Genomic DNA, 26335 nt, shown 5'->3' with positions numbered 1-26335 from the left:
AAGGTCATTATGAGTAATAGGGCAAAACTTATTAAAGTAGCCAAAGAAAAGTTTATAGCATTTGGCAGTAAGCATACTACAATGGATGAAATAGCAGAGTTACTCGGAATTTCAAAAAAAACCATTTATGCTTGCTTCTCTTCAAAAGAGGAATTAATAATTGAAAGTATTAGAGAGCTAATAAATGAATTTAAGATTGATATAGACCCTATTCTCAAATCTGAGAAACCAGCATTAAACAAAGTGATAGAAATATATGAAGTAGTTTTTAAGTATGTGGTAAAATTTAAACCCTCATTTATTTTTGGATTAAAAAAGTACTACCCGAATGCTTATAATGCTTACAAGGAAATTACAAAAGATGTTGTTTCTACAGATGTAATGAACCTATTAAAAGAAGCTAAAGAACAAGGAGAGATAAGACCTGATATAGATCTTGAATTATTTAGTAAATTATATTTAAGTGGATTAGAGAGCCGTTTGTTTGACTCTGATAATTTGTTTGGCAATTATTCAAAAGAAGTGTTGTTAGAATATATGATTGTTAATAATTTAAATTCTCTAAAACCGACTAAGTAAATACACAAGTTTTTGTGGTTTTTGATAAGAAGTGTCATGTAGTATGTTATCATATCTACAAGACACTTTTTGTTTTGAAAAAACGATTTATAGTTGGAAAAAGAAAAAATATTTTTGACGTACTTTTGTGAAAAATAAACAGAGATTGTTTAAAAATATAACTACATATTTATTACTTAGTATTGTAACCCAGTTTTATAGTCAAGATAAAACAGGTTCACAGCTTTTAAATACCCAAAAAAAAGCAGAAAGTTATTTAGAAAAATTACAAGAAAACTATACGGAAGGAAATTACAAGCTCCATAAAATTTACAGTGATTCTTTATACAATATTTCTAAAAAGAACAACCTAAAAGCTTTACAAGTAAAAGCAATGGTTAATCAAGCAATAAGCTTAAATATGCAAACAAAATATGTAGAAGGTATAGCATTGTATAAAGAAGCTTTAACTATTGCTAAAACAATACTAGAAAGCAAGCAAGCTGAAACTGTAGTTCTGGTAAACTTAGGGAACATATATAATAATGTAGAGCTTTATGAAAAGAGTATAGAAACCATGAAGAAGATATTAAAGCAAGCAGCTTATACAAAGAAGCCAAACTTAATAAAAATGGCTGCGTTGAATGGTTTATCGATAAGTTATTCTGCTTTAAATAAGGAAAAAGAATCATTGCTTTATGCTGAACAAGTAAAAAAAATTGGAGAAAAAACAGGTAATGAAAGTATTGTTTTAACATCATTAAATCATATTAGCAGTTCATATTATAAGTTAGGAGAATATGAAAAATCAGTTGAAACAGCTAACAAAGCTACAAAGTACAAAGCTTTTGAAAAGAATACAAGGGTAAAAGCGTGGATTTTTGTCAATTTAGGAGTCGCAAATTTAAAGTTAGAACATTATAATAAAGCAGAAGAGTATTTAAAACAGGCGCTAAACATAGCTTCTGAAAAAAACATAGAAGAAATAGAAATGATATGTTATGAGAACCTCACCATAATATATCAAAAGCAAAACAAAACTACAGCTTACTTAAGCGCAGAAAAGAAATATAACGAGAGCCGAATAAGTTTTCTTAAGAATCAAAAAAAAGCAATAACAGAGGAGTTAAAGGCAGAAATTGAAGCAAAAGAGAAAACTATTTCAGCGCAAGAGGATACAGAGGCTTTACTCTCAGAGCAGCAAAAAACAACCTTGTGGTTTAGTGTATTTTGTATGATCGGTTTAGGAGGGTTATTTTGGATTTACATAAAAAAGAACGATGAAAAAAATGCTGTTAAAGAAACGAAAGAGCAAATAGAAGAAGTAAAAGTCACATCAGAAAAGTATAAAAATTCATCCTTGTCAAAAGAAGATAGAAGCTCTTACAAGCAAGAAATATTAAAGGAAATTGAAGAAGAAAAAATATATTTAAACCATAACTTAACACAAGCAAATTTTGCTAAAAAGCTATCACTAAGTAGTCATCATTTATCTGAAGTATTTTCGTTTGAATTTGATAAGAATTTTTATCAACTCATCAACTCATATCGAATTAAAGAAGCCAAGGAAATATTACAATTATCTACAAGCAAAGATTACAAAATACTTGCTGTTGCTTACGATTCTGGTTTCAAAAGCAAAACTACTTTTAACCGTGTGTTTAAAGAACAAACGGGTTATACTCCATCAGAGTACCGAAAAAAACTAATAAATTAGGTTCCACTCTTTAGAATGATACTTCTATAACATCAAACGGTTATATCTTGCGCCCTATTACTTAATATAAACGATATTATTAAGTAGTACTTAGCTATTATTTTTTATACATGAAGCTTCAGTTTGAGTTGGTAATATTATCAAACAAACAAAAACATATTAAACCATTATGTAATGGTTGGGTAGTTTTTACTTCATCTGATATATAAAAAAAGATGCTTGATTAAAATAGAAGGGTTAAAAATTATATTAAAAAGAATGAAGGAATTTATGTGTAAACTTTTAAGAAGTAGTTTAGTAGTACTTTTTTTTATTTTAAGCAGTCAATTGTTTTCGCAGTCGTTCACATCTTTGTGGAACACAGCAAATATTAGTACAGGATCTTCTGGAGCTAATGAGATAAGAATACCAACCAATCCAGTATATACTTATTCATACACTGTTGATTGGGGTGATGGAAATATCGATTCAAATATAACAGGAGACATTACCCATACCTATGCCACACAAGGAACTTATACTGTTAAAATAGACGGTACGTTTCCAGCAATTTATTTTAACAACACAGGAGACGTTGACAAAATTATCGAGATCTTGTCTTGGGGTACTATTCAATGGCAAAGTATGGAAAATGCTTTCTACGGATGTGAAAACCTAAATTTTGATGCCATTACTCCACCAGATTTAAGTCAAGTTACTAGTTTACAAAATGCTTTTAGAGATTGTTCATTATTTAATGGTATTATGAATAATTGGAATATGGGCACCATAACTAACATATCAGGATTATTTATGGATTGCGAAATTTTTAATAGACCTTTAGATCAGTGGGATACATCTAATGTAACAGATATGTCTTACACTTTTTACGATGCAAGCAATTTTAATGAACCACTAGATAACTGGAATACATCAGCGGTAACTACTTTAGAAAACTTTTTATACAGGGCTCGTAAATTCAATCAAAATATTAATAACTGGAATGTAGCTAATGTTGTTAATATGGAAGGAGCTTTTTACGATACAAGTGCATATAATCAACCAATGAATAATTGGAATGTTGGTAATGTTACCAATACGAATAACACATTTAAAGGTTCTAGCTTTAATAGTTCAATAGATAACTGGGATGTAAGTAGCGTTACAACAATGGCGGGAATGTTTAGTCAATCTAAATTCAATCAACCCTTAAATAGTTGGAATGTTAGTAATGTTACAGATATGTCTAGGCTATTTTTTAGAAACAGAACCTTTAATCAACCTCTAGATAACTGGGATGTAAGTAATGTTACAAGTATGTCAGGTATGTTTGATGGATGGGCTTGGGGAGCAGTTTTTAATCAACCTATAGGTAATTGGAATGTGAGCAATGTTACTGATATGAGTTATATGTTTCGAGATAACTCTGGTTTTAATCAGCTTATAGGTAACTGGGATGTGAGTAATGTAGTTACTATGAGAGGAATGTTTGAAGGTGCTATTGTTTTTAATCAAGATATTAGCTTGTGGAACATTAGTAAGGTTACCAATATGGAAAGTATGTTTGAAAGAACAGAAGCTTTCAATCAAACCTTGAACACTTGGGACGTAAGTAATGTTACTAATATGCGTAGTATATTCCAGCGAGCAGAAGCTTTTAATCAACCTTTGAATAGCTGGGATGTAAGCAATATTACTGGTTTTCAATATATGTTTGATAGAGCTACGTCTTTTAATCAAGATATAAGTGGTTGGGAAACGGTAAGTGTTAGAAACATGTCTTATATGTTTAATCAAGCGAGTGCTTTTAACCAAAATATCGGAGCTTGGGACATATCTAGTGTTACAAACATGACAAGTATGTTGTCAAATAGTGGTATTTCTCAAGAAAACTATGACAACATCCTTATAGCTTGGAGCACTCAAACAGTTCAAAATAATGTTAATTTAGGAGCAACGAATCTTAATTATTGTGATGCTTTAAGTCAAAGACAAAGTTTAATTGATAATAATGGATGGAATATTACAGGAGATATTGTAAACTGTTCTTATGTATTGTGTACCCAAATAACGATGCCGCAAGCAGGCGATACGCAAGTGCCTGCAAACAGTGATATTCGTTGGAATCCAGCTCCTAATGCTACAGGGTATAGAATTAGTGTAAGAAGAGAAAATGGAGCTACTTCTCAAATTATATATAACAATGAAGATGTAGGAAATGTAGTAGGAGTAGACTTTACAAACGAATTTAGTTCTGGAGATACTATATATGTAACGGTTGTTCCTTATAACGATGAAGGACCAGCTACAGGTTGCCAAGAAATTAGTTTTACGGTAATAGAAAGTTGGGTAAATAGTCCTGAAGCATTCAAACTTACCTATGATACAAGTATACAATCGTTATTTACTACACCAACTAATCAATTAAAAATAGAAACAAATTTAGGTTATCCAAATTACCTTACTTACAATTATTCTATTGACTGGGGTGACGGACAGTATGATAACAATGTTACAGGAGATATTACCCATACATACCTTACACCAGGTATTTATACAGTAAGCATTATTGGTGTTTTTCCTTCCCCAAAGCATGAAACTATTGGAGATTCTGACAAATTATTATCTATAGATCAATGGGGTACTCAAGTTTGGGAAAGTATGCACGAAGCTTTTGAAAGTTGTGCAAATATGGAGTACAATGCTACAGATATCCCTATTCTTAGTAATGTGACGGATATGGAGAGAATGTTTAGTTCATGTAGGAAATTTAATGGAAACATAAATAATTGGGATGTAAGTAATGTAACCAATATGCGTGGAATGTTCAGCGGAACTTCAGTTTATGATCAACCACTTAATAACTGGGATGTAAGTAATGTTACTAATATGAATTATATGTTTGGTAGTGCATCAGAATTTAATCAAGACATTGGAAATTGGAATACAGGAAATGTTACCAATATGGGAGGTATGTTTCAGAATGCAGAAGTATTTAATCAGAATCTTAATAATTGGAATGTTAGTAGTGTAACCATTATGAGTAGTATGTTTGAAAGGGCAGAAGCGTTTAACCAACCACTTAATAATTGGGATGTAAGTAGTGTTATAGATATGTCTGAAATGTTTAATGGTTTTATTTCAAACATGGCTTTTAATCAAAATATTGATAATTGGGATGTAAGCAATGTTACCGATATGTCTGAAATGTTTCAGAGATGTGTTGACTTTGATCAGCCTTTAAACTCTTGGGATGTAGGTTCTGTTACAAATATGACTTCGATGTTTGAAAGTGCAAATGTCTTTAATCAACCACTAGATAATTGGAATGTATCTAAGGTTACTAGCATGGAGAGTATGTTTCAGAGCGCTAGCGATTTTAACCAAAATATAAACTCTTGGAATGTAACCAATGTAACGAATATGAGTTTAATGTTTTACAATGCTCAAATGTTTAACCAACCGTTAAACTCTTGGGATGTAAACTCAGTAGTTAACATGTCAGGGATGTTCCGAAGAGCAGAGGAATTTAATCAACCATTAAATAATTGGGATGTAAGTGCTGTTGCTAATATGAGTCAAATGTTTGAGAGCGCTACGGCATTTAATCAACCATTAGATAGTTGGAATGTAAGTTCAGTTACTTTAATGCCTTCTATGTTTGAGAGTGCTACTGCTTTTAACCAAACTTTAGATAATTGGAATGCTTCTGTGGTTACGAACTTTGAAGCAATGTTTAAAAATGCAGAAATATTTAACCAACCTTTAGGGAATTGGAATACAGGCGAAGCACAAACAATGGCTGAAATGTTTTACGGAGCATCAGCATTTAATCAAGATATCAATAATTGGAATGTTTCTTTTGTTACCACGATGCAAGAAATGTTTAGAGAAGCAACATCTTTTAATAAGTCGTTAGATTCATGGAATGTAGCATCAGTAACAAATATGCAAGGTATGTTTCAAAATGCAAATGCTTTTGACGGAGCTATAGCAAGCTGGAATATAAGGAAAGTAACCACAACACAAGACATGTTTAACGGAGCAGTAAATTTCAATAAGCCTATTAATAACTGGAGGCCAACTGGAGTAACTAGTATGGATAGAATGTTTCAAGGAGCAAGTTCTTTTAATCAAGTTTTAGACCAATGGTTGTTAAATACTGTATCAATGAATGCCATGTTTAATAATGCTATAGCTTTTAATCAAGATTTAGGTGATTGGAATATTAGCGGAGTAACAAATATGCAAAACATGCTAGATAATACTGCCCTTACTAGAGCAAATTATGATAATACGCTTATTGCATGGTCTGAACAAACGTTAACATCTGGAATAAATTTAGGAGCAAATACACTCCCATATTGTGATGCTGTAGAAGAAAGGCAGTCTATGATAGATAATTTTGGATGGATTTTTATTGGAGATGTATTAGATTGTCCTATTCCAGAGTGTACAGAATTAACAGCTCCTTTAAATGCAGAAACGGATGTTCCAGTAAACACCAATCTTACCTGGGGATCTGTTTTGTATGCACGTGAATATGCTTTAACAATTAGAATTGAACCATCTGGAACTATAATAAATGAAACTGTTGTAAATGCCACCACTTATGAATTTGCTACAGATTTTTCAGGAGGAGAAACAGTTCATGTTACTATTGTACCTTCAAACGAAAATGGAGATGCGGTAGGTCCTTGTGCAGAAGAAAGCTTTACGGTGTCTACAACTCCATCAACAGTACCAGATTGTACCAACTTAACCTTACCACTTGCTGGTGTTACAGATATATCTGTAAGTACAAATTTAGAATGGAATGTTATAAGTAATGCAGATGGATACAGACTTACAGTAGGAACCACTTCTGGAGGGTCAGATATTCTTAATAGTATTAATGTAGGTAACAGTACAACATACGATTTACCTGTAGATTTACCAGAAGACACCGATATTTTTGTAACTATAACTCCTTATAACGATGAAGGTGATGCAATAAGTTGTGGAGAAGAGTCTTTTAAAACAGAGTTTATTCCAGTAGCACCTAGTTGTACAAGTTTAATGAACCCTATAAATGGTTCAACTGATGTTCCGTTGAATACTGATATTTCTTGGAATGAAATTGCAGAAGCAACAGGGTATTTAGTGAGTGTAGGAACTACTCAAGGAGGAATAGAGGTTGTGAATAGTATTGATGTAGGAAATACTACTTCCTATAGTTTTACTCAAGACCTACAAGCAAATAGAATACATTATGTTCGTATAATCCCATATAATGATGTAGGAGACGCTACAGGTTGTGTAGAAGAAAGTTTTACTACAGGAGATGCAGTTGTAAATGCCCCAAATTGTACAACAATAAATGTTCCAACCAATGGAGGAACAAATGTAAGTGTTAGTACAGAAATTAGTTGGGACACAGTAGCTGATGCTGATGGGTATTACTTATCAATCGGAACTACTTCAGGCGGAACTGATATTGTAAATAATGAAGTAGTAACAGGAACGAGTTACACTCTAGCTAGTGATTTACCAGAAACAACAACAATTTACGTGTCGGTCACTCCATACAATTCGGTAGGAAGTGCTACAGGTTGTTCAGAAACTAGTTTCACTACGGAAATAGTATCAACAGTACCAAATTGTACAACAATCACAGTTCCAAGCAACGGAGCAACGAATGTTAGTGTTAGTACAGGAATAAATTGGGACGCAGTAACTGATGCCGATGGATATTATATATCAATCGGCACAACTTCAGGCGGAACCGACATTGTAAACAATGAATCAGTAACAGGAACAACATACAATCCTGTGAGCGATTTTCCAGAGAACACGACAATTTACGTGTCAGTAACATCGTATAATTCAGTAGGAAATGCTGCAGGTTGTTCAGAGATTAGTTTTACAACAGAAAGGTTACTGACAGCACCAAATTGTACTACGATTTCTGTTCCAGCTAGTGGGGCAACGAATGTAAGTGTCAGTACAGGAATTACTTGGAATGCAGTAGTTGATGCCGATGGATATTACATTTCAATAGGAACTACTTCAGGTGGAACTGATATTGTAAACAATGAATTAGTAGCAGGAACAACATACAACACTACGAGCGATTTTCCAGAGAACACGATAATTTATGTATCAGTAATCCCGTACAATTCAGTGGGGAATGCTATGGGATGTTCAGAAATTAGCTTCACTACAGAAACGTTACTAATAGCACCAAATTGTACTACGATTACTGTTCCAACTAGTGGGGCAACAGATGTAAGTGTTAGTACAGGAATTAGTTGGAATGCTGTTTCTGATGCAGATGGATATTATATTTCAATCGGAACAACTTCAGGCGGAACTGATATTGTAAATAATGAATCAGTAACAGGAACGAGTTACACTCCAACCAATGATTTACCAGAGGCTACTACGATTTATATTTCGGTAATTCCATATAATTCGGTAGGAAGTGCTACAGGTTGTTCAGAGATTAGTTTCACTACAGAAATAGTACCAACAGCACCAAATTGTACAACAATAACAGTTCCAAGTAACGGAGCAACGAATGTTAGTGTTAGTACAGGAATTAGTTGGGATGCAGTAGCAGATGCTGATGGATATTACCTGTCAATCGGAACAACTTCAGGCGGAACTGATATTGTAAATAATGAAGTAGTAACAGGAACGAGTTATACTTTAGCTAGTGATTTACCAGAAACAACAACAATTTATGTGTCGGTAACTCCATATAATTCTGTTGGAAGTGCTACAGGATGTTCAGAAATTAGTTTTACTACAGAAACATTACTAACAACCCCAAGTTGTACAACAATTACAGTTCCAAGTAACGGAGCAACGGATGTTAGTGTTGGTACAGGAATTAGTTGGGAAGCAGTAGCAGATGCAGACGGATATTACTTATCAATCGGAACAACTTCAGGCGGAACTGATATTATAAATAATGAATTAGTAACAGGAACGAGTTACACTCCGATCAATGATCTACCAGAGGCTACTACGATTTATGTTTCGGTAATTTCGTACAATTCGGTAGGAAGTACAGCTGGGTGTTCAGAAATTAGTTTTAGAACTGAAGCAGGTTTAGTAGGAGAGACCAAATATGGCTTTTCTCCAAATGATGATGGGGTAAATGATTTTTGGGAAATAAAAGGAATTGAAGAATATCCTAATAATATGGTAACTGTTTTTAATAGATGGGGAGATATGGTATTTCAGACAAAAGAATATGATAATCAATTTAATGTTTTTAGAGGAGTTGCCAATAAGTTAACAAGTATGGGAGGTGATAAGTTACCATCTGGAACATATTTTTTCAGTATAAAAATTTCAACAGAAGGGAAATCAAAAGAAACAAAAGGGTTTTTAGTTTTAAAAAGATAGAATGAAAGAGATAAGGAACTATATTTTACCATTTATTTTTATGATGGTATTTCAAAATAATTGGGGACAACAAACTGCTTTATACCCAGAATATAATTATAATCCGTTTATTATAAACTCAGCGTATGCAGGAATGTCTGAAGGGGCAGAAATTACACTGAGTAATTATGGCTATATAAATAGTATTGAAGGAAGCCCCAGAACATTATCATTAAGTTTTCACTCTCCTATAGCTAGGAAGAAAATGGGGATAGGTGGGGCTATTGTACGAGATAAAATAGGAGTAAGTACTTATACAAATGCATATGCTGCATACTCATATAAAATATTTTTTGATACTGAGATTGATAGACCTTATTGGCAACATTATAACGAACATGTAATATCGTTTGGTTTAACAGCAGGAGTTCAGCAGTTTCAAGAAAATTTACTAGAGTTAGGTATTACAGATGACATAAAATTTTCAGAAAATATGAATGTAACAGTACCAACAGTAGGTATTGGGTTTTTATATAACCATGCAGATTTTTATGCAGGAGTTTCGTTGCCAAATCTTTTAGGAGATAAACTAGCGTCAAGAGATGATTTAGATATATCAAACCCTGTTTATGGTTATTTCGGATATCGTTTTTTTACCAACCGATTTGAAGAAGTTATGATTAAGCCTAGTGTTTTCTTAAAATATGAAGGTGGAGCACCAATGCAAGCTGATGTAAATGTAGCTGTTAACTATAAAAATAAGTTCGAAATAGGTACTGGTTACCGAAGTAGTTCATCAATTAATTTTTTAGCGGGTATTTATGCTCTAAAAAACTTAAAATTTGTGTACTTCTATAATGCAGGATTTAGTGACTCTGTGTTAGGAAATAGCCATGGTATTGTTCTTTCGTATGTCTTTGGAAAAAAACGCAGGTACTAAAGTTAATATAGAGTTATCTAAAACTCCAATTTTTATAATTAGCAGAAGCTTCTAATTGATTTTCAATGTTATCAGGTAATTCAGGAAAAAAATCGATACCCGTTTTTTGTTCTAAATTATCAATAGAAACAACAAAATTAGATAGCGGCTTATTGCTTTCTTTATGTGGAAGTAAAAAAGCAATGGCTTTAATTTCTGGCTGAGTGTAATCTAATAAAACCTTATAAAAATAGTTAGGGACACTTACCTTTTCTTTTCCAATGGTTTTTAAGTTAGACTCTAAAACACCACCGGTAACAACATACAAACGATTATATTTCTTAGCCCAATAACGAGTTTTTTGTTCTAGTTTATTCCAAATACCAGCGTTAAATTTATGGTTTTGCGGAGAAATATTTGAAGTATAAAAAGTTTCATCATGAGCACTTTTAGAGGCGCGTCTATCACCAGCAGGACATAAGTGTCCTTTGTCGTAACCAGATCTTTTATAATTTCTCCAATCAGCAGATTTTGTCTTCACCTTAGGGTCTACAATAAAAAACGGACGTTTACGGTTAGTATAAACAATATCACTTTTATCTAAAGGGTAAGCAACCCATTCGGCTTGCTCATGTTTTTCACTGTATGATAACTGGTAGCCATTATGCTTTATAATGACTCCAGTTGTTGAGGTAGGAAAGTAATTAAAGCTATTAGGTTTATTGTTCGTTGTTTCCGTTGTAGGTTGAGAAGAATTTTCTATATCTTCCTTTTGTTGTAACCAATAACCTACAAGTAAAGCAACAATGGTAATAACTACTTTTATTTTCCTTGAAGTGCTCATCTAATTACTTAAAACAATCTCTTTAAAATTCTCAGTTTTTTCAACTTCGTTAAAAATCTCTTGAAACTTTATTGGAGGGACAGTTAGTTTACGTTTAACTAAATCTAACCAAGCACCATAAACAGTTATAACTGCAGAGAGTTTACCTGCTTGATTAAAAACTTCATGTTGAATTTTCCAACGTTCACCTTTTCCAGATAAGCCGGTAACTTTTAGGTTTACAGTTATATCTTCACCCATGTGTATTTCACGTAAAAACTTGGTGTTTTCTTCAAATAAAATAGGGCCTACACTTTCCTTTGTAAAATCTTTAACTGTTATATTATGCTCTTTAAAAAAACGTAAACGTAATTCAGCAGCGTAATCATTATATGCGGTATGACGCATGTGTATGTTGGCATCAAAATCTGCCCATCGTGTTTTAAACTCAACACTAAAACTCATATCTAAAAATTTAAGAAAGCGAATTTACAAATTTTATGCTTTCACATCCAAAGCATCACGAAGTGTATTTCCAATTAACATAAACGCCATTACCAAACTCATAATAGCAATTCCAGGAATAAGTGCTAAATATGGCTTTCCGAGAATAATATAGTTGTAATGATTTTTAATCATAGCACCCCAAGAAGGAGTGGGAGGTTGTGCTCCAATACCTAAAAAACTCAGTCCACTTTCAATTAAAATTGCCGCTGCAAAATTTGCGGCGGAAATTACAATGATAGGAGCTAAAATATTAGGTAAAATATGTTTGAAAATAATTCTAAAATCTGAAAAACCTAAAGCTTTAGCAGCTTCAACATACTGTTGTTGTTTGGTTGTGATAACTTGACCTCTAACTACACGTGCAACTTCTACCCACATGGTTAATCCAACAGCAATAAACACTTGCCAAAAACCTTTTCCTAAAGCTAACGTGATAGCGATTACTAGTAAAAGTGTTGGAATAGACCAAGTGATATTGATAACCCACATAATGAAATCATCAATTTTTCCACCAAAATAACCAGCAATGGCTCCAATAGGGATGCCTATTAAAAGCGAAATAAAAACAGCAATAAATCCAATGAAAAAAGAAATTCTAGCACCAATTAATAATCTACTTAATAAATCACGACCATATTTATCGGTTCCTAAATAAAATGTTTTTTGTTGAATGTACTTTTCATAGGAAGTAGGAAATTCTTTGGGTAAACCATCGGAATATTTAATAATTTCTAACTGATTGTTTTTAACAGAAAATGATTTTATAGGTATTTCTGTTGCAGAATGTTGTTTTCCTTTCATGAAAATAGAAAACCACGATTGTTGATTTTTTATTCCTGAAGGAACACTTAATAGTTGTACAGAAAATCCAGGAGATTTAGAATGAATCTCTAAATGCATTTGATTTGCAGAATTACTATTGTCAGGAGCTAAAACATAGCAAAAAACAGCAATGAATCCGCATAAAACAATATACCAAAAACTAAACATACCTGTTTTACTACGTTTAAATTTTTGGATGGCTATTTGCCACAAAGATGTACCTGCGTTATTGTTCACTCTTTTTTGTTTCTTTCAAGTTAGTGATATCAATACTTGATGGATTTTGGAAAACTTCTAGGTCAAAATATTTCACAGAAGCTAAAATATGATCAAAAATGTTAGCCATAACTCGCTCATAGCTTACCCAGTTTTTTTCTCTACTAAACGCATAAATTTCTAGCGGAATTCCGTTAGGAGTAGGCTCTAACTGACGAGACATTAATAACATATCTTGATTAATTTTTGGATGATTTTGAATGTATTCATCTAAATAAATTCTAAAAGTCCCAAAATTAGTGAGGTTTCTACCATTTAGTATAACTGATTTATCAACATTATTCTCGTCATTATATTTTTTAACCTCTTTGCTGCTTTCTTCTATATAGTCAGAAATTAATTCAATTTTCTTAAAACGTTCAATATCTTCATCAGTAAGAAAATGAATGCTATTTATTTTAATTAAGATAGATCGTTTAATACGTCTACCGCCCGAGGTATTCATTGTTCTCCAGTTCTTAAAAGAATCGGAGGTTAAATAATAAGTAGGGATACTAGATATTGTATTGTCAAAGTTTCTAATGATTACTGATGTAAGGTTGATTTCAACAACATCACCATCGGCACCATATTTTTCCATTGTAATCCAATCTCCAATTCTAACAGTATCATTTACAGCTACCTGAATACTTGATACAAAGCCAAGAATGGTATCTTTAAAAATTAATAATAATACTGCTGAAAAAGCTCCTAATGCTGTTAAAAACCGAATTAAAGGCTTTCCTGTTAAAACAGAAAAAGATAAAATAATACCTATAATCCAAAAGACTACCATGAAAATTTGCACGTAACTTTCTAATGGTTTGTCTTTAAAAGCGTCAATAGTTCGTAAAAAATCTTTAATACTCAGTAAAATACTTTTTAAAAACCAAATAATAGAGAATATGATACCAATATTAATAATACGCTCTGCATATAAAAGAAGGTGAGGAAAATCTACTAGAATACCTTTTAGTGAATTAAAAACTATAATAAGAATAACAATTCTTGATAGACTTAAAAAAGCTTTGTTTTTAATAAGCATATCATCAAAACTAGTTGATGTTTTTGCTGCCATTTTATGAATAGTTTTTTTACCAACATATCTGAATATTTTAAATAATATGTAACCTAAAATTCCAAAAATAATCAGATTAGCAAATAAATTTAGATAAATTGCAAGTGTTTCTGAAAGAGAAAAATGCTCTTTAAAAATTCTATAAAAAAACTTGTTTAACATAGTAGTATTAGTTTAAAATCCTGTGATTTCTTCTCCCATTTTTAAGTCGAATTTTTTTCTAAACCAATATACAACAGCATACAAAACAGGAGTGTCGAGAGCTGCTATAATGATTTTGAATAAAAAACCGCTAAGTAAAAGGCTGCCAAAAATACTCCAAGGAAGTATTTTAAAAGAACTCAATAAAAATAATACGGTAAAAGTATCTATAAATTGTGATAAAAATGTAGAAAAATTATTACGAAGCCATAAATGTTTTCCTTTAGTTAGTTTTTTCCAAAAATGAAAAATACGAATGTCTATAAATTGAGCAGCCAAATAAGCTAACATAGAAGCTAATACTGCCAAAGGAGAAAGACCAAAAACTTTTGCAAAGGTTTCGTTACCAATAGGAGAACTGTCAATTGAAGGAGCGTAATCAGCAACTAAAATAATTAACATAGAAAAAAAGGAAGCAAAAATACCCGCTACAACAACTTGATTCGCTTTTTTCTTACCGTAAATTTCAGAAAGAATATCTGTAATTAAAAAAGTAATAGGGTAAGGAAGTATTCCAACAGATACTTCAAAACGAAATAAATTAAAAGGTTCCCAGTAAAAAAATTTCTGAAAAATTAGGTTTGAAGTTACAAGAGAAGCTATAAATAACGAAGCTAAAACTAAGTAAATAAGTTGCGCTTGAGATTTTTGTTGTACAGTCATAAAACGAAGATAGTAATTTTAAAAGTTGTATGTTTGCAGGGTTAAATAAACAACAAAACAAACAAATGAAAGCGTATATTTTTCCAGGTCAAGGAGCACAATTTACAGGAATGGGTTTAGACTTATATGAAAACTCTCCATTAGCTCAAGAACTTTTTGAAAAAGCAAATAATATATTAGGGTTTAGTATTACTGACGTAATGTTTGAAGGTACTGCTGAAGAATTAAAACAAACAAAAGTAACACAGCCTGCTATTTTTTTACATTCGGTAATTTTAGCAAAGGTTTTAGGAGATGATTTTAAACCAGAAATGGTTGCAGGTCATTCTTTAGGAGAATTATCAGCATTAGTAGCGAATGGTGTATTGTCTTTTGAAGACGGATTAAAATTAGTTTCAAAACGTGCTTTAGCAATGCAAAAAGCATGTGAAATTCAACCATCTACCATGGCAGCTGTATTAGGATTAGAAGATGCCGTAGTTGAAGAAGTTTGTGCTTCAATTGATGGAGTAGTAGTGGCAGCAAATTATAACTGTCCAGGGCAGTTAGTAATTTCAGGTGAAGTTGAAGCAGTTGAACAAGCGTGTGAAGTATTAAAAGAAAAAGGCGCAAAAAGAGCGTTGCTTTTACCTGTAGGAGGGGCATTTCATTCACCTATGATGGAGCCAGCTCGCGAAGAGTTAGCAGCGGCTATTGAAGAAACCACATTCAGCGAGCCTACTTGTCCAGTATATCAAAATGTAGTAGCAAAAGCAGTAACTAATCCTACTGAAATTAAAGAAAACTTAATAGCGCAATTAACAGCTCCAGTAAGATGGACTCAATGTGTACAAGCAATGATTACTGATGGAGGTACTGAGTTTGTTGAAGTTGGTCCAGGAAAAGTATTACAAGGGTTAATGCGTAAGATTGATAGAAGTGTGACTGCTAGTGGTGCTTCTTTAGCATAAATAGTAGATACAAAAAATATAATATAGAAAATCCCGCTCCATAAAGAGCGGGATTTTTGTTTCGTGAAAAAGAGAACTATTATCTAGCTAAGACACAATCCTTGCAGTCTTTAACTTCACCATAATAGGTTTCTCTGTATTTGTGTACCGTTTCTAACGGTATAATGTTTAAAAACATTTTTTTTATGTAAGTAACATTAGTATGTAGCTTACCCATTTTTTTTGAAAATCGTTTTTCTAAACGTGTTTCTCTTTTAATTTTAATCAATTTCATTATTCTATTATCATTAAATTAGGGTACAAAGCTAAAAAGCTTAAAGCGTGATGTCAATTAATAAACGTTAAAACCTTAAAAATCAACTAATAAATATATCTCCTTAAATAAGGTGTGTGTTATTTTAAGAATATGATAATATGTAGTGGGAATAAATCACAAATTAGAAGTGTAAAAAAACTGTTTTTTACTAAAATGAATAAAAAACCACTCAAAATTGATTTAAAATAATCAAAAGTGAGTGGATTTTTATGTTTTTTTATAAGAAATAATTAGTTTCTGATGCCTAAAGTTTCAACTATTTGTGTTTTCTTCGGAGTTAAAAGAATTAAATAAATCAATAAGATTACTCCTAATAGTAAAAAATCTGGTTTTAAAATTAAAATTAAAAAACAAGCACCTTCAATAATAGCCCATCTTACTATTGAAGCAGTTTGATAAATCGCAAACTTTTCTTCATTACTAGCATCTTTTTGTACCTTTCTTAACATGTTCTTAAACATGAAGTTGCTCGCTACATAAGCTATTGCGGGAATAAAAGCATACATTAAAGATGAGTTATCAATAACCATGTCGAACATAATTTTGAAATCACCCAAAATTGTAAAAGCAAGAGTTACTCCAGCAACTAAGGCAAGGTGAATAATTTTTAACGTTTTAATTTTTTGATTCATTACTAAACTTATTTAATGGTGATTGTAATGTTATCTTCATTTTTCCATGTACCATTTTCTAAAGTAATCAAGCCAAATTCAGGGTGAATATATTTATTGCCTAATTCAAAATTGTGATTTAAACCATTAATGTATTCAGGAACACATATTTCATGACCATTGGCATCATAAGGTTCGTAACCATCATCACACCTATCTTTATCACAACTAATAGAAATTAAGCTCAAGATTAATAAAGGAAATAAAAATTTGTTTTTCATAGTTGTTATTTAAATTTTGAAGTAGAGTAAAGTTTTTATAGTTATTGTTTAAACCTTATTGAATTGAGAGTTTTCTCTAATTCTTTTTTTTGATCATGTGTTGTGTATGAAAGAATTAAGCTTATAGAAAAACCATTTTTAATTATTGAATAATAACTTTGTTTAATGTTAAGGTTACCTTTATTTAAGTCTAAATTCATTCTGTAAAAATCCTGATTGTTAATCATTACTTTTTCAAATTCGGAATCAATATTGTTGTATTCGATTTGAGATTTTTTAAGGAAATTTCGTGAATGAAATAAATAATCAGCTCCATTTTTTATACTAGGAGAAGATTTTAAGTTTTCTGCAATGACCATAAAGCCTGGGTTGTAATCTACAGGAGCTCCTGGTTCATGTTTAAATAATGTTAGTAAATATGCTGAATTAATTTCAGACGCTTTAATCGTTGCTTTTAGATTTTTATTATCGCCGGAAACTAAATCTTTACTTTTTTCAATTAAGTTTTCTGTAGTTTTTTTATCAAGAACAAACCACTTATTTGGAATTGATATTTCTAAATTAAAAAAAGAATTACTGTATATGTCATTCTCTATTTTACCATAATCAAAACTATCATAAGTTTGATTAATATTACAGTTTGTTAATGTTGTAATAATAAAAAGAAGAAGAATAAATTTATTTTTCATAGCTATATTTTTTGTGTTAGATGAAGTCATTCACAGTTTTAGTAATAAACGCTAATTGCTCTTCATCTAACTCTGTATGCATTGGTAATGAAATAACTTCGTCAATTAATTGATTAGTTACAGTAAAGTTTTCTTCATTATACCTACTATCTTGATATGCTTTTTGCGCATGTAACGGAACAGGATAATAAATTGCATTAGGAATTCCGTTATCTAACAAATGCTGATGTAATTCATTGCGATTTCCGTTGGTAATTCTCAATGTATATTGATGGAAAACATGCGTAGTAAAATCACTAATAGTTGGTGTGATAATATTTGGGTTGTTAGCAAATGCAGCAGAATAATATTCCGCAGCTTTTCTACGAGCATCACAATAGCTGTCTAATAAAGGTAACTTAGCTTTTAATACAGCAGCTTGAATAGAATCTAAACGAGAGTTTACTCCAACTACGTCATGGTAGTAACGGTTGTACATTCCATGGTTAACCATTCCGCGAAGCGTATGAGCTAATTCATCATCGTTAGTAAAAATAGCACCACCATCACCATAACATCCTAAGTTTTTAGAAGGGAAGAAAGAAGTTGTTCCTACATCTCCAATAGTTCCAGCTTTTTTCTTAGTTCCATTAGCAAAAGTATAGTCTGCTCCAATAGCTTGGGCGTTATCTTCAATAACAAATAAGTTATGTGCTGCTGCAACCTCTAAAATAGCTTCCATATTAGCACATTGCCCGAATAAATGTACAGGAACAATCGCTTTCGTTTTAGATGTAATCGCCTTTTTCAAAGCTTCAATGTCAATATTAAAAGTATCAGGTTCAACATCAACTAAAACAGGTGTTAATTTTAATAAACCAATCACTTCAACAGTTGCAGCAAATGTGAAATCAGCAGTAATGACTTCGTCTCCTGGCTCTAATCCTAAGCCCATCATGGCTATTTGTAAAGCATCGGTACCATTAGCACATGGAATTACGTGCTTAACTCCTAAATACTTCTCTAAATCAGCTTGAAAATCACGAACATATGGCCCGTTTATATATGCTGAAGTGTTTAAAACTTCTTGAATTGAAGTATCAACTGTATCTTTTATTTTTTGATATTGACTTTGTAAGTCAACCATTTGAATTTTTCTCATTTTGACATGATTTTATAAACATCAAAAATACAAACTATCTTTTATTGTTTCGAGTCTTTAAAGAAAATAATAAGAGTTATAATTGTATGTTTTGTATAGGTGTTATACAATACGTTTAATAAATAAGGTATAAAGCAACAAAGGTTGAATATTATCGTTTTGTACAGAAGAGAAACTAAGGTTAAGAGTACTTAATGAAGACATCTAAACGTAAAATAGCTTTTAAGGTTTTAATAGGATATGCAACTCTAGCGGTTTTAGCAGTCATTTCAGGAATTTTGTTGTTTTCTGAAATAAAAACATATATAGAAATACAAAAGCAAGGTGTTTCTGATAGGAATAATATTATCCAAACTGGAGGGTTAATTGCTGATATATATGAGAATGAAAATTTAGGAAGAGCTGCTATTCAGTTGAATTCTTATAAGCGATATAATGAGTATGTAACAGAGAATAAGTTGTTGTTAAAAAAGATTGACTCACTTAATTTCATAGCAAAAGATGTATCAAAAACATCTATTTTAGATAGTATTAAGTTAGTTTTAAATAAAAAACGAAAAAACATAACCAGTTTAAGAAGATTAAACCAAAGAAATGCTTCAGAAAAATCGATAAACGAAGCCATAGATAAGTTAGGGTCTATAGATTCACTCCTTGGGAAAGGCTCAGTAAAAGATCTTGTCGATAATCCCGAGGTTTTTAATAAAAAAACAGGATTAAGTTTAGAAAGATATCTAAAATTATTTGATAGAGAAGATGAAGAAAAGCCAGTTAATGCTGAAGAACAGAAGCAAATAGATTCTTTAGTTTCTGCTTCTAAAGAAATACTTCAAAAAGCACAAAGAGAAACAAATACTAAGCGAAGGTTTTTACGAATAAAAGAAAGGGAACTGATTGAAAATGATATCACAATTTCAAGAAAGTTACGGGAGGTTTTAAGTGTACTAGAAAGAGACGTTATTTTTAATGCGAATCTGGCTCATAAAAAGCATGAAGAAACGCTTGGACGTAGTAAAAATATAATTCTATTAGCTACAGGAGTAGGCTTTATTATAATTGTACTTTTCTCAATAATAATCTTAAATGACTTTTGGAGAAGTCAACATTATAGGCAAGAATTAGAAAGTGCGAATGCAGTTACTTCTTCGCTTTTAAAAAGTAGGGAGCAACTAATATCTATGGTGAGTCATGATTTAAGAACTCCTTTAAGTACAATTACTGGTTTTAGTGAATTATTACAAAAATCAATTGCTAATACAAAAGAGAAAAATTATGTGGTGCATATACAAAATGCATCAGTATATATGGGGCAGCTTGTCGGCGATCTTTTAGAGTTTTCTAAATTAGAAAATAGTAAAATAACTATTGAAGCTATCCCTTTTGATTTAAAGAGAAATATAGAAGAAGTAGCTAATAGTGCTAAAAACCTTGTTCAGAACAAGCCAGTTTTAGTAAATGTAAATCATGACGAAAAACTAAATTCACTAATTATTAGTGATCCTTTTAGAATAAAACAGATACTATATAATTTAGTAACTAATGCATGTAAGTTTACAAAAGAAGGCTCAATAACAATAAAGAGTAGATTAAGAAGCGTAAAAGAAAAAAAATATATAGAAATCACAGTAATTGATACAGGGGTTGGAATAGGAAAAGATGAACAAGAAAAAGTTTTTAAAGAATTTACGCAAGCACATGAAAAAGAGAACGGACAAAATGGGTTTGGATTAGGTTTGACCATTTCTAGAAGACTAGCAGAGCTTTTAGGTGGATCTTTAACTTTACAAAGTAGTTTAGGAAAAGGTAGTACATTTTCATTGTTTGTACCTATCACTTTTGCTGAAGAAAAATCAAATAAAAAAGGGATAAGCCCACAAAATGAAAGCCTTAATATTCATGCTGTAGTGGTAGAAGATGATACTTCTTTGAGAGCGCTTTTAAAAAATGTTTTAGAAGGGTTAGGTGTGAAGGTAACCTCTTTTAGTAACGCACAAGAAGCGCTAAATAAAATCAATAATATTACGTATGATTTAGTTTTAACTGATATACAGCTTCCAAAAATGAACGGTATCCATTTTATGGAAACCTTAAAAAAACATAACTCTTATAAAGGTCAGCCTATTATAGCAATGACTGGAAGAGCAAATTTATCGGAAAGTGAATATGTTAAAAATGGTTTTTCAGACGCTTTAATTAAACCGTTTCATCCTAAAAGATTGAAAGAAATTTTACAGCGATTTTTTGATTTTAAAATTCAAGATAAAGATGTAGTTATTACTCAGATTGATAATAAAAGAACAAGTAGCTTTGATATTACTTCTTTGAAAACATTCTTGAATAATGACGAGGCAGAGATAAAAAACACATTAGAATCCTTTTTGAAGGATACTGAGGAGAATTTATTGTTGTTAAAGAGGTTTGTAAATAAAGATGATTTACAAGGGTTTAATGATGTTAGTCATAAAATGTTGGGAATGTTCAAGCAGTTAAAAGCTACTGAATTAATCACCTTTTTAGAGAAGTTTGAGGTGGATAAAGAAATAAATAAAGCCTTATGGAAAGATTTTGAAAAAGAGTTAGATGTCTTTTTAATTGAAGTGAAAAAGTACCTTAATTAATCTTATGTTCTTTTAATTTATTATACAGGGTTTTTCTAGTGATGCTTAAAAGTTTTGCCGCCTTGGTTTTGTTATTTCCCGCCTCATGTAAAGCTCTAATAATAAGTTTTTTTTCATTTTCTTTAGTAGAAAATTCATTAGGTAGATTGTATTGGTCTTCAGTATTTTTTAGTTCTTCAGGTAAAACTTCTTTTTCTATAATTTCGGTCTGAGATAAAAGTGTAGCTCTTTTTATAACATTAGATAATTCTCGTAAGTTTCCAGGCCAATTATATTGTTGAAATAAAGCTACTACCTCTTGAGAAAATCCAGCGATTGATTTTTTAAGTTGTTTGTTAGCCTTTTCTAAAAAGAAGTCTGCATAGAGGATTAAATCATCTTTTCTGTCTTTTAAACTAGGAACCTTAATAGAAAATTCATTTAATCGATGATATAAATCTTCTCTAAAATTACCTTTTTCAACAGCCAATAATAAATCTTCATTGGTAGCCGTAATCAAACGAATATCCACCATAATCTCCTTGCTGCTTCCAACAGGTTTAATCTTTCTTTCTTGTAAAGCTCGTAAAAGTTGTACCTGACTTTCGTAGTTTAAGTTTCCTACTTCATCTAAAAAAAGAGTACCTCCATTCGCTGCTTCAAAATGTCCTATTTTATCATTTATAGCACCAGTAAAAGATCCTTTTTGATGCCCAAAAAACTCGCTTGAAGCAATTTCTTTAGGTATGGCACCACAATCTACAGCAATAAAAGGTTTGTCTTTACGTAAACTTTGGGTGTGAATTGTACTAGCAACAACTTCTTTACCTGTACCACTTTCGCCTGTAATGAGAACAGACATATCAGTTGGAGCTACTAAATGGATATGTTCATATAGGCTTTTAGAAGCTGCGCTTATACCAGAAACAATGTTAGAGTTGGAGTTTGAAACTTTTTTGTCTTCTTTTTTAGTCTCGGTAATCTGTTCAGTTTTAACTTCAAGAGCGTTACTAATTACTTCTAAAACTTCATCAGGATTAAAAGGTTTAGAAATATAATCAAAAGCTCCTTGTTTCATTGCTTGCACAGCTGTTGAAACTTCAGCATAACTCGTCATTAAAACAACAGGAATATTACTATTGGTGTTTTTACTTTGCTTTAATAAATCAATACCGTTACCATCGGGAAGGCGTAAATCAGTAAAAATTAAATTATAAGAATGTTTTTTTAAGAGAGTGGAAGCATTTTTAATAGTATAGCTAACCTCTACAGTATACTGATGTCGCTCTAAGAAATGTTTTAACATATTAGAAAAAGTAACATCGTCTTCTACTAGTAAAATCTTTTTCATAAAAAATGTTTATTCTAAATTGTTTGTATGATATAAACTCTCTGTAAAAATAAAAAGAGCGTTTTACATGAAAACGCTCTTTTGTCAATAAAATTGAGGGGGAAATAAAAAAATTACTTTTTTGTGTTGCTAACTTCTTTTTCGTCTAACAAGTTACCTTCTTTGTCAGTATAAATAGTCTTGCTTGCTTGCTCTACGCTAATTTCTAATTTGTACTGCTCTTTTTCGTTTACAAAAGCTTTGCTTAATGTAGCCTTAGGGAAGCTTTCTTTAATAGAATTAACCAATGCCGCTGGCAATTTATCTAAAGAAATTTCTTGGAACCCATCTGCTACAACTGTATGAATTGGAGTGATAGGAGAAATAGTATTGTTTACTGTTGCGTAAGTTGAAACACCTGCTAAGATTGCTACTGCTAAGATTAATTTTTTCATGATATTAAGTTTTTAAGTTATAATTATTTATTGTTGTAATACTACAAGGGAAATATGTATGGATTATTTTACTTCTTTAGCATCTAACCAATTTCCTTCTTTGTCAGCAAAAAGAGTTTTGCTTTCGTTTTCTAAAGCAATTTCTAATTTGTATTGCTCTTTTTCGTTTACAAAAGCCTTACTTAATTTACCTTTAGGAAAACTTTCTTTAACAGATTTTGCTACCGCTGCAGGTAACTTATCTAAAGAAATTTCTTGAAAACCGTTCTCTACAACTGTGTGAACTGGAGTGATAGGAGAAATAGTAGTGTTTGCTGTTGCATAACTTGAAGCTCCTGCTAAAATTGCTGCTGCTAAAATTAAATTTTTCATGATTTTAAATTTTTTAACTAACGATTATTTATTGTTTGTTTGATGTATTGAAATAAATATGCCATCAATTTTTGTTAAACTGTTATTTAGTGTTAAGTGTTTGATATGTAATGTGTTGTTGTTTTTATGGGGTTGAAAGATTAATAATTTTATGTGTAAAAAGTGTGTAAGTAAATAATAAAACCGTGTAAAAATTACACTATTTACCCAAAAAAGAAACCATAAATAAATCTGTTATCTTTGAAAAAAAATCATCCCTAATGAAGTTATTTAAAAAGTCTCTAAAAATAGTTCTCTTACTTTTAGTTTTATTGAGTGTTGGAGTTTGGTTATTTACGAAAACTTTGCATCCAACATATAAGGGAGAGTTAGAACTAGCAAATATTTCTGATAAAGTAACAGTATATTATGATGAGGTAGGTGTACCACACATCAATGCTCAAAATCAGTTAGATGCTTATACTGCATTAGGATATGTACACGCCCAAGACCGATTGTGGCAAATGGAATTGATGCGAAGAATTGCTGCGGGTAGGTTGGCTGAAATTTTCGGAAAAGACTTGGTAAAGGTAGATAAGTTTTTCTCTGGATTAGGAATTGAAGAAGCTGCCGAAAAAACCATTCAAGAGTTAGATAAAAATTCAGAATCTTCTAAGCTAACTGAGGCCTACTTAAAAGGAGTTAATCAATTTATTGAAGAAGGAGCGACTCCACTAGAGTTTTATTTGGTAGGGTTAGATAAAGAAAATTACACGGTTAATGATGTATACAATGTTTTTGGATACATGGCTTTTAGTTTTGCAATTGCACATAAAACTGATCCGCTGTTAACCGAAGTAAAAGAAAAGTTAGGCGAGCCCTATGTAAATGAATTATTAAACGCTTTCGACAAGAATTTAACACTTAATAAAACAACAAATAAGGCAACTATAAAAGCAGATTTCTCTATAGCAGTGAGCGCCATTATGGATAAGTTACCAGTCGCTCCTTTTATAGGAAGTAACTCTTGGGTAATTGCACCGCCTAAAACAAAAAACGGGAAGGTGATTTTTGCGAACGATCCACATATTAATTTTTCACAACCTTCGGTTTGGTATCAGAATCACATTAAAACTCCTGATTTTGAAATCTACGGATTCAATTTAGCGTTGATGCCATTTCCTTTGTTAGGGCATAATAAAGATTACGCATATGGATTAACCATGTTAGCAAATGATGATTTGAATTTTTATGTTGAAGAAAATAATCCTGACAATTCAATGGAATACAAAACTCCAGAAGGATATCAGAAATACCAATTATGGAATAAACATATTAAAGTTAAAGGAGAAAAAGACACCACTTATCAAGTAAAAGTAAGTAAGCACGGACCAATTATGAATGGGCTGATAGAGCATATTACTGATGATAGACCTGTGGCAATGAACTGGATTTATACGCAGTTACCAAATAAACTGTTAGAAGCTTCTTATAAAATGTCACACGCTAATTCTATGCAAGATTTTAAAACAGGAACAGCTAAAATTCACGCTCCTGGATTAAACGTGATGTACGGTGATGCTAAAGGTAATGTAGGTTGGTTTGCATCGGCTAAATTGTACCAGTTAAGAGATAGTTTATCTTCTAAAATGTATTTAAACGGAGCTTCAGGAAAAGATGAAATTGTTGAGTATTTAGATTTTGAAGAAAATCCGCAAGCTGAAAATCCTAGTTGGAATTATGTGTATTCAGCAAATAATCAACCAGACTCTGTAAGAGGGAAATTGTATCCTGGATATTATCAACCAGAAGACAGAGCCAAAAGAATTGTAGAATTATTGGAGCCTAAAAATGATTTTACTAGGCAAGATGTAGCTGAAATGATTTATGATGTGACGTCACCTGTTGCTCCAGAAATAGGAAGAGAATTGTTAAATAGTGTTGATAAATCTTCGTTATCACCTTCGGCTAAAAAAGCGTATTCGGTGTTAGAAAAATGGGATGGTGAATATGCGAAAACCAAGATAGCACCAACAATATATAATCGATTTTTATATGAGTTTTTAGCAGGAACTTATAAAGATGAATTAGGAGCTAGTTTTCAATTATTTATTGGTACTCAATTACAAGATCAAGTGCTAGCAGAGCAGGCTAAAAGGGAACAATCAGTTTGGTGGGATAATATCTTAACTAAAGATAAAATTGAAACTAGAAATGAAATAATTACCAGAGCTTTTCAAAAAGCCATCACGTTTTTACAAAACCAATTAGGAGAAAATGTAGATAATTGGACGTGGAATCGCGTGATTTCAGTGGAGTATGAACACGCTATTGGTAAAGCGGGAGGTTTGTTGCGTAAATTCTTTAATGTAGGTCCGTTTGAAACCATTGGAGGAAATGAAGTGATAAACAATCAGATTTTTAAGTTGGATAGTACAGGAATGTATAAGATTCACGGAGGGCCTTCAACACGTAGAGTAATTGATTTTTCTGATGTTGAAAATAGCATTGCGATTTTACCAACGGGGCAGTCGGGAAATGTGTTTAGTCCGTATTACAAAGACCAAGCACAAAAATATGTAGATGGTGAGTTTGTAAAAATGATCCTTAATGAGGCAGCTATAAAGAAGAGTAAAAATAAATTGGTGTTTTTACCGAAGAATAATTAATAGAATGTCATTTCGACCAGAGGGAGAAATCTTATTAAAGTAACAGGAT

General features: G+C 31.6%; 20 protein-coding genes. 7 read left to right on the top strand and 13 right to left on the bottom strand.

The features are described 5' to 3' along the window. Nucleotides 1-9: 9 nt before the first annotated feature. From ACQYZ7_RS00585 to ACQYZ7_RS00570, 4 genes are all read left to right on the top strand, one after another. A complete protein-coding gene (locus tag ACQYZ7_RS00585; RefSeq protein WP_430727881.1) occupies nucleotides 10-579 on the top strand; it encodes a TetR/AcrR family transcriptional regulator in 570 nt (189 codons plus the stop codon). Nucleotides 580-724: 145 nt separating this feature from the next. Beyond that, on the top strand, nucleotides 725-2275 hold the full coding sequence (locus ACQYZ7_RS00580) for a tetratricopeptide repeat protein (protein ID WP_430727880.1): 1551 nt from the start codon (nucleotides 725-727) through the stop codon (nucleotides 2273-2275). A 270-nt stretch (nucleotides 2276-2545) separates the two neighbouring features. Next, nucleotides 2546-9649, top strand: coding sequence for a BspA family leucine-rich repeat surface protein (locus tag ACQYZ7_RS00575; RefSeq protein ID WP_430727879.1), 7104 nt, complete (start codon nucleotides 2546-2548; stop codon nucleotides 9647-9649). Nucleotide 9650: 1 nt separating this feature from the next. Continuing rightward, nucleotides 9651-10568, top strand: coding sequence for a PorP/SprF family type IX secretion system membrane protein (locus ACQYZ7_RS00570; protein ID WP_430727878.1), 918 nt, complete (start codon nucleotides 9651-9653; stop codon nucleotides 10566-10568). A 13-nt stretch (nucleotides 10569-10581) separates the two neighbouring features. Here the strand turns inward: ACQYZ7_RS00570 and ACQYZ7_RS00565 are convergent, their stop codons facing one another. Genes ACQYZ7_RS00565 through ACQYZ7_RS00545 form a run of 5 tightly spaced genes read right to left on the bottom strand, consistent with a single transcriptional unit; the run spans nucleotide 10582 to nucleotide 14896 of the window. Beyond that, the gene (locus ACQYZ7_RS00565; RefSeq protein ID WP_430727877.1) at nucleotides 10582-11391 is read right to left on the bottom strand and encodes a DNA/RNA non-specific endonuclease; all 810 of its coding nucleotides are present in this window, start codon (nucleotides 11389-11391) and stop codon (nucleotides 10582-10584) included. Beyond that, nucleotides 11392-11835: an acyl-CoA thioesterase gene (locus ACQYZ7_RS00560; RefSeq protein WP_430727876.1), complete on the bottom strand. Its 444-nt coding sequence runs from the start codon at nucleotides 11833-11835 to the stop codon at nucleotides 11392-11394. A 33-nt stretch (nucleotides 11836-11868) separates the two neighbouring features. Then, a complete protein-coding gene (locus tag ACQYZ7_RS00555) occupies nucleotides 11869-12936 on the bottom strand; it encodes an ABC transporter permease (protein ID WP_430727875.1) in 1068 nt (355 codons plus the stop codon). Next, the gene (locus tag ACQYZ7_RS00550) at nucleotides 12926-14194 is read right to left on the bottom strand and encodes a mechanosensitive ion channel family protein (protein WP_430727874.1); all 1269 of its coding nucleotides are present in this window, start codon (nucleotides 14192-14194) and stop codon (nucleotides 12926-12928) included. Before ACQYZ7_RS00550 ends, ACQYZ7_RS00555 begins: the two co-directional genes overlap by 11 nt. 12 nt (nucleotides 14195-14206) lie before the next feature. Continuing rightward, nucleotides 14207-14896, bottom strand: coding sequence for a queuosine precursor transporter (locus ACQYZ7_RS00545; protein WP_430727873.1), 690 nt, complete (start codon nucleotides 14894-14896; stop codon nucleotides 14207-14209). A 65-nt stretch (nucleotides 14897-14961) separates the two neighbouring features. Here ACQYZ7_RS00545 and fabD point away from each other — a divergent pair, with 65 nt between their 5' ends. Beyond that, nucleotides 14962-15846 (top strand): ACP S-malonyltransferase, encoded by an 885-nt coding sequence (gene fabD / locus ACQYZ7_RS00540; RefSeq protein WP_430727872.1) that lies wholly within the window; start codon nucleotides 14962-14964, stop codon nucleotides 15844-15846. A 79-nt stretch (nucleotides 15847-15925) separates the two neighbouring features. Here fabD and ACQYZ7_RS00535 read toward each other — a convergent pair whose 3' ends face one another. The 5 genes from ACQYZ7_RS00535 to ACQYZ7_RS00515 all read right to left on the bottom strand — a co-directional run bounded on the left by ACQYZ7_RS00535 (nucleotide 15926) and on the right by ACQYZ7_RS00515 (nucleotide 18884). After that, on the bottom strand, nucleotides 15926-16120 hold the full coding sequence (locus ACQYZ7_RS00535) for a hypothetical protein (RefSeq protein ID WP_430727871.1): 195 nt from the start codon (nucleotides 16118-16120) through the stop codon (nucleotides 15926-15928). Between the two features lie 272 nt (nucleotides 16121-16392). Continuing rightward, complete coding sequence (locus tag ACQYZ7_RS00530; protein WP_430727870.1) at nucleotides 16393-16794, bottom strand: MFS transporter; 402 nt, start codon at nucleotides 16792-16794, stop codon at nucleotides 16393-16395. Between the two features lie 8 nt (nucleotides 16795-16802). Beyond that, on the bottom strand, nucleotides 16803-17021 hold the full coding sequence (locus tag ACQYZ7_RS00525; protein WP_147300540.1) for a hypothetical protein: 219 nt from the start codon (nucleotides 17019-17021) through the stop codon (nucleotides 16803-16805). Nucleotides 17022-17095: 74 nt separating this feature from the next. Continuing rightward, a complete protein-coding gene (locus ACQYZ7_RS00520) occupies nucleotides 17096-17743 on the bottom strand; it encodes a hypothetical protein (protein WP_430727869.1) in 648 nt (215 codons plus the stop codon). A 16-nt stretch (nucleotides 17744-17759) separates the two neighbouring features. Next, the gene (locus tag ACQYZ7_RS00515) at nucleotides 17760-18884 is read right to left on the bottom strand and encodes a DegT/DnrJ/EryC1/StrS family aminotransferase (RefSeq protein WP_430727868.1); all 1125 of its coding nucleotides are present in this window, start codon (nucleotides 18882-18884) and stop codon (nucleotides 17760-17762) included. A gap of 194 nt (nucleotides 18885-19078) precedes the next feature. Here ACQYZ7_RS00515 and ACQYZ7_RS00510 point away from each other — a divergent pair, with 194 nt between their 5' ends. Further along, nucleotides 19079-21502, top strand: coding sequence for an ATP-binding protein (locus ACQYZ7_RS00510; protein ID WP_430727867.1), 2424 nt, complete (start codon nucleotides 19079-19081; stop codon nucleotides 21500-21502). Here ACQYZ7_RS00510 and ACQYZ7_RS00505 read toward each other — a convergent pair. The 3 genes from ACQYZ7_RS00505 to ACQYZ7_RS00495 form a co-directional block, all read right to left on the bottom strand. Next, a complete protein-coding gene (locus tag ACQYZ7_RS00505) occupies nucleotides 21495-22832 on the bottom strand; it encodes a sigma-54-dependent transcriptional regulator (RefSeq protein WP_430727866.1) in 1338 nt (445 codons plus the stop codon). The genes ACQYZ7_RS00510 and ACQYZ7_RS00505 overlap by 8 nt on opposite strands. Nucleotides 22833-22945: 113 nt before the next feature. Continuing rightward, on the bottom strand, nucleotides 22946-23266 hold the full coding sequence (locus tag ACQYZ7_RS00500; RefSeq protein ID WP_430727865.1) for a hypothetical protein: 321 nt from the start codon (nucleotides 23264-23266) through the stop codon (nucleotides 22946-22948). A gap of 63 nt (nucleotides 23267-23329) precedes the next feature. Continuing rightward, nucleotides 23330-23638 (bottom strand): hypothetical protein, encoded by a 309-nt coding sequence (locus ACQYZ7_RS00495; protein ID WP_430727864.1) that lies wholly within the window; start codon nucleotides 23636-23638, stop codon nucleotides 23330-23332. A 260-nt stretch (nucleotides 23639-23898) separates the two neighbouring features. Here ACQYZ7_RS00495 and ACQYZ7_RS00490 point away from each other — a divergent pair, with 260 nt between their 5' ends. Next, entirely contained in the window at nucleotides 23899-26286 is a 2388-nt protein-coding gene (locus tag ACQYZ7_RS00490; RefSeq protein WP_430727863.1) for a penicillin acylase family protein, read from the top strand. The last annotated feature ends 49 nt before the right edge of the window (nucleotides 26287-26335 follow it).

The organism is Tenacibaculum sp. SDUM215027, from assembly GCF_050566205.1.
GTDB lineage: Bacteria > Bacteroidota > Bacteroidia > Flavobacteriales > Flavobacteriaceae > Polaribacter.
The sequence above is the reverse complement of the archived record's forward strand: the minus strand, read 5'-3'. Positions and strand labels throughout refer to the sequence as shown.